General features: G+C 75.4%; 5 protein-coding genes. 3 read left to right on the top strand and 2 right to left on the bottom strand.

The window, feature by feature from the left end; all coding sequences use genetic code 11:
• The 3 genes from NCC78_RS27335 to NCC78_RS27325 form a co-directional block, all read left to right on the top strand.
• Nucleotides 1-2,050: ComEC/Rec2 family competence protein (locus tag NCC78_RS27335; RefSeq protein ID WP_250798061.1), on the top strand; the 2,050-nt coding region annotated here is incomplete at its 5' end.
• 121 nt (nt 2,051-2,171) lie between these two features.
• A complete protein-coding gene (gene holA / locus NCC78_RS27330) occupies nt 2,172-3,149 on the top strand; it encodes a DNA polymerase III subunit delta (protein ID WP_250798062.1) in 978 nt (325 codons plus the stop codon).
• Nucleotides 3,146-3,682 (top strand): hypothetical protein, encoded by a 537-nt coding sequence (locus NCC78_RS27325; RefSeq protein WP_250798060.1) that lies wholly within the window; start codon nt 3,146-3,148, stop codon nt 3,680-3,682. Before holA ends, NCC78_RS27325 begins: the two co-directional genes overlap by 4 nt.
• Nucleotides 3,683-4,026: 344 nt before the next feature.
• On the opposite strand, the gene rpsT is transcribed toward NCC78_RS27325, so the two are convergent.
• Together rpsT and NCC78_RS27315 are read right to left on the bottom strand one after the other, a co-directional pair.
• Entirely contained in the window at nt 4,027-4,293 is a 267-nt protein-coding gene (gene rpsT, locus NCC78_RS27320) for a 30S ribosomal protein S20 (RefSeq protein WP_250798059.1), read from the bottom strand.
• A 204-nt stretch (nt 4,294-4,497) separates the two neighbouring features.
• Nucleotides 4,498-5,099 (bottom strand): phosphotransferase (locus NCC78_RS27315; RefSeq protein WP_250798058.1); only part of this gene is annotated, 602 nt, incomplete at its 5' end.

The raw sequence follows: 5,099 nt of genomic DNA, 5'->3' as shown, positions 1-5,099 counted from the left end.
GGCGCGTGCCACTGTCACCGCCGACCTGGTGGTCCGAGACGATCCCCGCCCGGTACGCGGCGCCGCCGGACGTCCGGCCATGCTGCTGGTGGCGGCCCGGTTGAGCGGTGTCACCGGCCCCGACGGGCAGCGGGTCAGCGCGCCGGTGCGGGTGCTGGTCCTCGCCACCGACCCGGCCTGGCGGCGGTTGCTGCCCGGGCAGCGGCTGACCGCCGAGGGGCGGCTGACCGCCCCGCGCGGCGGCGACCTCACCGCCGCCGTGCTGAGCACCGCCGACCCGCCCGTGACGCACGGGGCGGCGCCGACGTCGCAGCGGGCCGCGGGTGTGCTCCGGGCCGGCCTGCAACGGGCCTGTGCGCCGCTCCCCGACGAGCAGGGCGGCCTGCTGCCCGGCCTGGTGGTCGGGGAAACGGGCCGGCTGCCGCCCACCGTGGAGGAGGACTTCCTCGCCACCGGCATGACCCACCTCAACGCGGTGTCCGGCTCGAACGTGGCCATCGTCGTGGGTGCCGTGCTGCTGCTGGCCCGGTGGGCGCGCGCCCGCCCGTGGCTGGCCGCCGGGCTCTGCGGGCTGGCCCTGGTGGGCTTCGTCGTCCTGGTCCGGCCCTCGCCGAGCGTGGTACGCGCCGCCACCATGGGCGCGATCGGGCTGTTCGCGCTGGCTGCCGGCCGTCCCCGGGCGGCGCTGCCGGCCCTGGCCGCCGGGGTGACGGTGCTGGTGCTGGTCGACCCGGAGCTGGCCGGCGACGCCGGCTTCGCGCTCTCCGTGCTGGCCACCGGTGGGCTGCTGCTGCTTGCCCCACGGTGGCGGGACGCCCTGCGCCGCCGGGGGGTGCCGCCCGGCCTCGCCGAGGCGTTGGCGGTGCCGGCCGCCGCGCAGCTGGCCTGCGCCCCCGTGGTGGCCGGGATCTCCGGCACGGTCAGCCTGGTCGCGGTGCCGGCGATCGCGCCCGCCACGGTGCTCGGCGTGCTCGCGGCGGCGGTCTCGCCGGTCTGGCCGGCCGGGGCGGAGTTCGTGGCCTGGCTGGCGAGTTGGCCGGCGTGGTGGCTGGTCACGGTGGCCCGGCACGGGGCACGCCTGCCGGCGGGGACGCTGCCGTGGCCGGACGGGCTGCCGGGGGCCCTGCTGCTGGCCGGGCTGACCGTCGCGCTGCTGGTGGCCGCCCGGCACCCGCTGGTGCGCCGGTTGGTGGCGGTGGTCACCGTCGCCGTCGTGGCCGGCGCCCTGCCGGTGCGGCTGGTGGCCTCCGGCTGGCCGCCGGCGAACTGGGTGGTGGCCGCCTGCGCCGTCGGCCAGGGAGACGCCGTGGTGCTGCCGGTGGCCGCCGGCCGGGCGGTGGTGGTCGACGCCGGGCCGGACCCGGCGGCGGTGGACGGCTGCCTGCGCCGGCTCGGCGTACGGGAGATTCCGCTGCTGGTGTTCAGCCACTTCCACGTCGACCACACCGGCGGTGTCGCGGGGGCGTTCCGGGGCCGGCGGGTGGGCACCGTGCTCACTCCGCAGTGGCCGGAGCCGGCGACCGGGCGGCAACTGGTCCACGCCGAGGCGGCGGCCCACGAGGCGGCCGTGGTGGCCGGCCCGGCTGGCTGGCGGTACCGGGAGGGTGCCCTCGACCTGGTCGTCGTCGGCCCGCCCCACCCCCTCCGCAGCACCCGGTCGGATCCGAACAACAACTCCCTGGTGCTCTCCGCCACGATCTCAGGGGTGCGGATCCTGCTCGCCGGTGACGCCGAGACCGAGGAGCAGCGGGCCCTGCTGGAGGCGGTGCCGGCGGGCGGGCTGCGGGCCGACGTGCTGAAGGTCGCACACCACGGGTCCGCCTATCAGGACGCCGCCTTCCTGGACGCGGTCCGTCCGGCGGTCGCCCTGGTGCCGGTTGGGGCGGGCAACACCTACGGGCACCCCAACCCGGCCGTCCTCGGGCGGCTGGCCCGCGGCGGTACGCGGGTGCTGCGCACGGACACGGACGGGGACGTGGCGGCGGTGGTGGAGCGGTCGGGTCTCGCGGTCGTGGCGCGGGGCGCGCCGCCGGGACGACAGCGCCAGTAAATCGATGCCTATTATCGGCTTTAGCGGTGGAGTGAGTTGAATGTCTGGATTTGCACTGAGTGCGGGCTCCGCCAGCGGAGTGCGGATGACCAGGCTGGATCCGGCCACCGGCCGTGCGAATATGGGCGGCGTGACCGCCGCCAGCCTCGCTCCCATTCTGCTCGTCCTCGGCGACGAGGAGCTGCTCGCCACGCGCGCGGTGGCCGAGGCCGTCGCGAGGGTCCGCAGCGTCGACCCCGGCGTGGACGTCCGCGAGTACCAGGCCGGCTCCCTCACCGTCGGCGAGATCGCCGAGATGCTCAGCCCCTCGCTCTTCGGCGGGCGGCGGGTCCTGGTGCTCCGCTCCGGCCAGGACGCCCGCAAGGACCTGGCGGGCGCCCTGCTGGCGTACGCGAAGAACCCCGACCCGGAGGTGCAGCTGGTCGTGCTGCACCTCGGTGGGGCCAAGGGGAAGGCCTTCGCCGACGGGTTGAAGGCGGCCGGCGCGACGGTCGTACCCGTGGCCAAGCTCAAGGGGCACCGCGACCGGGTGGCCTTCGTCCGCGACGAGATCCGCCGCGCCGGCGGGAAATGCACCGAGGACGCCGCCGAGGCGCTTCTCGCTGCGGTCGGCAACGACCTGCGTGAGCTGGCCGCCGCCTGTTCCCAGCTGATCGCCGACACCGACGGCCGGATCGGTGCCGACACGGTCGCCCGCTACTACCGGGGTCGGGTGGAGGTGACGGGCTTCACGGTCGCCGACGCCACCATGGTCGGCGACGTGCCGGCCGCCCTGGAGGCGCTGCGCTGGGCCCTGCACGTCGGGGTCGACCCGGTGCCGATCGCCGATGCCCTCGCCGACGGCGTACGCACCGTGGCCCGGGTCGCCTCCGCCGGACGGGGCAGCCCCTACCAGCTGGCGAGCAGCCTGGGCATGCCGGCGTGGAAGATCGAGCGGGCGCAGCGTCAGGGGCGCGGATGGACGCCCGAGGGGCTGGTCCGGGCGATGCGGGCGGCGGCGGAGTGCAACGCGGCCGTCAAGGGCGGGGCGGACGACCGGGCGTACGCGCTGGAGCGCGCCGTCTTCTCCGTCGCCGCCGCCCGGCAGGGCGCCCGGTGAGCGGATCGCCCCGCGGGTCGTGGGCCGCCGTCCCGGCCGACGAGGAGCGCTACCGACCGCTCTATGCCCGCGTTCTCGGGCTGCGCTTCGTCAACCCGGGCGGCGTGCTCTGCTTCCTCTTCTTCGAGGGTGCCGTCGCGCTCGCCGCGCTGCTCGCCCTGGCCGAGCTGGTCACCTGGTGGGCCGTGCTGATCCTGCCCGCCACGGTGGCCGTGATGGTGAAGCTCAACGACATGGTGGCCGCGGCCGTGGTCCGCTCCGCGGCCCTCGTCCCCGAGCAGGAGCGGGACCGCTTCCGCCGGCAGATGGAGCCGGTGGTCGGGCGGGCCAGGGTGGAGTGGGTCACGCACAGCGTGCAGGGTGTCGTCATCGCGGCCGAGCCGGTGGCGCACGCGGAACCCTCCGAGCCGGGCCGATCCGGCCAACCGGGGGCCCGATCCGACCAACCGGGAGCCCGATCCGGGGAGCTGTGGTCGGGGCCGGTGGAGACCGAATTCGGCGTGCGGCGCAACCGCCCCGACCCGCTGAACTGACCGTTGCCACGGACCCGGGCCGGTGAAAGGGCCTGAGTCCCGCCACCGTCAACGGAAACGCCGAAAGCCCGGCGGACAGAACGTCACCGGGTGATGCGAACCGAGAGCCCGGCGCCAGGGGTGCGGGACCCGAGAGTGCGGCACCCGAGGGTGCGCCCAAGAGTGCGGCACCCGAGGGTGCGGGATCCGAGGGTGCGGGACCCAGGAGTGCGGCACTCATGAGTGCGTCACCCGGAAACTGCGGCACAGGTACCGAACCGGGTGGTGCGGAACGGAAGAGCGGCAGAAAGCCGGAAACCCCAGGACGGTGCCCGGGGTTTCCGGTCAGGTCTGCGACCGCTTCGTCAGGCGGAGAGCGAACCCACGCGCTTGGAGATCGCGGACTTGCGGTTCGCGGCCTGGTTCGAGTGGATGACGCCCTTGCTGACCGCCTTGTCCAGCTTGCGCGAGGCGTCCTGCATGAGGTTGGTGGCCTTCTCGACGTCACCAGCCTCGGCGGCCTCGTTGAACTTCCGGATGGCGGTCTTCAGCGACGACTTGACCGACTTGTTACGCAGCCGGCGCTTCTCGTTCTGCCGGTTGCGCTTGATCTGGGACTTGATGTTCGCCACGCGACAGCCTCGTCTTGATAGCTCGGGTTGGTCTGCTTGTTGCGCGCGACGAAGCATGCGTCATCGCTGCGCGAAGAGCCAGGCTACCAGGTTGCCCGGGACGAGCCAAAACGGCTCGGTCCGCAGCGGTCCGGGACGGAGTCCCGGCTCAGGGGCCCGGCACCGTTCGGCTCCCGGCCCGCCCCTCACCCGGGCACTGCCGGCTCATGCCCAGCCCTGGCGGTGGGCGAGCCAGTCGAGGGCCTGCTCGCCGCTCCACCGCTGGTGCGCGGGCAGGTGCGGCGAGGCCGTCGGTGGCGCCGAGGCCGCGGTGGTGAGGAAGTAGCCGGCCAGGGCGGCGAGGGTGGCGTCCAGCGCGTCCGGGGGCGCGCCGGCGGCCACCGGGTGCCCGGCGAAGAGCCTGTCGGCGTCCAGCCCGCCGGCGTACGCGGTGAGGAGCAGGCCCGCCAGGTCGAACCAGGCCGGCCCGTGGCAGGCCCAGGTCCAGTCGCAGAACCAGGCGTCGCCGCCCGCGTCGACGAGGACGTTGTCCACCCGCAGGTCGCCGTGGATCAGGCCGGTCGCCGTGGCGGCGTACGTGGGGAGGCGGGACTCCAGCGCGACCAGTTCGGGGAGCCGGCCGCGCACCGGCGTGGGCAACACCGGTGGCGGCTCGCGGCCGTCGGCGACCTCGACCCACCGGAGGAGGTCCTCCCGGGCCAGGTCGGCGAGGTGGGGCAGCCCGAGCCCGGTGAGCGCGGCCGGCGGCTCGGACAGGGCGGCGGCGACCCGCGCGTACCCGGCGAGGGTGGCCGTCAGCTCGGCCG

The organism is Micromonospora phytophila, from assembly GCF_023656545.1.
Taxonomy (GTDB): domain Bacteria; phylum Actinomycetota; class Actinomycetes; order Mycobacteriales; family Micromonosporaceae; genus Micromonospora; species Micromonospora phytophila.
The sequence above is the reverse complement of the archived record's forward strand: the minus strand, read 5'-3'. Positions and strand labels throughout refer to the sequence as shown.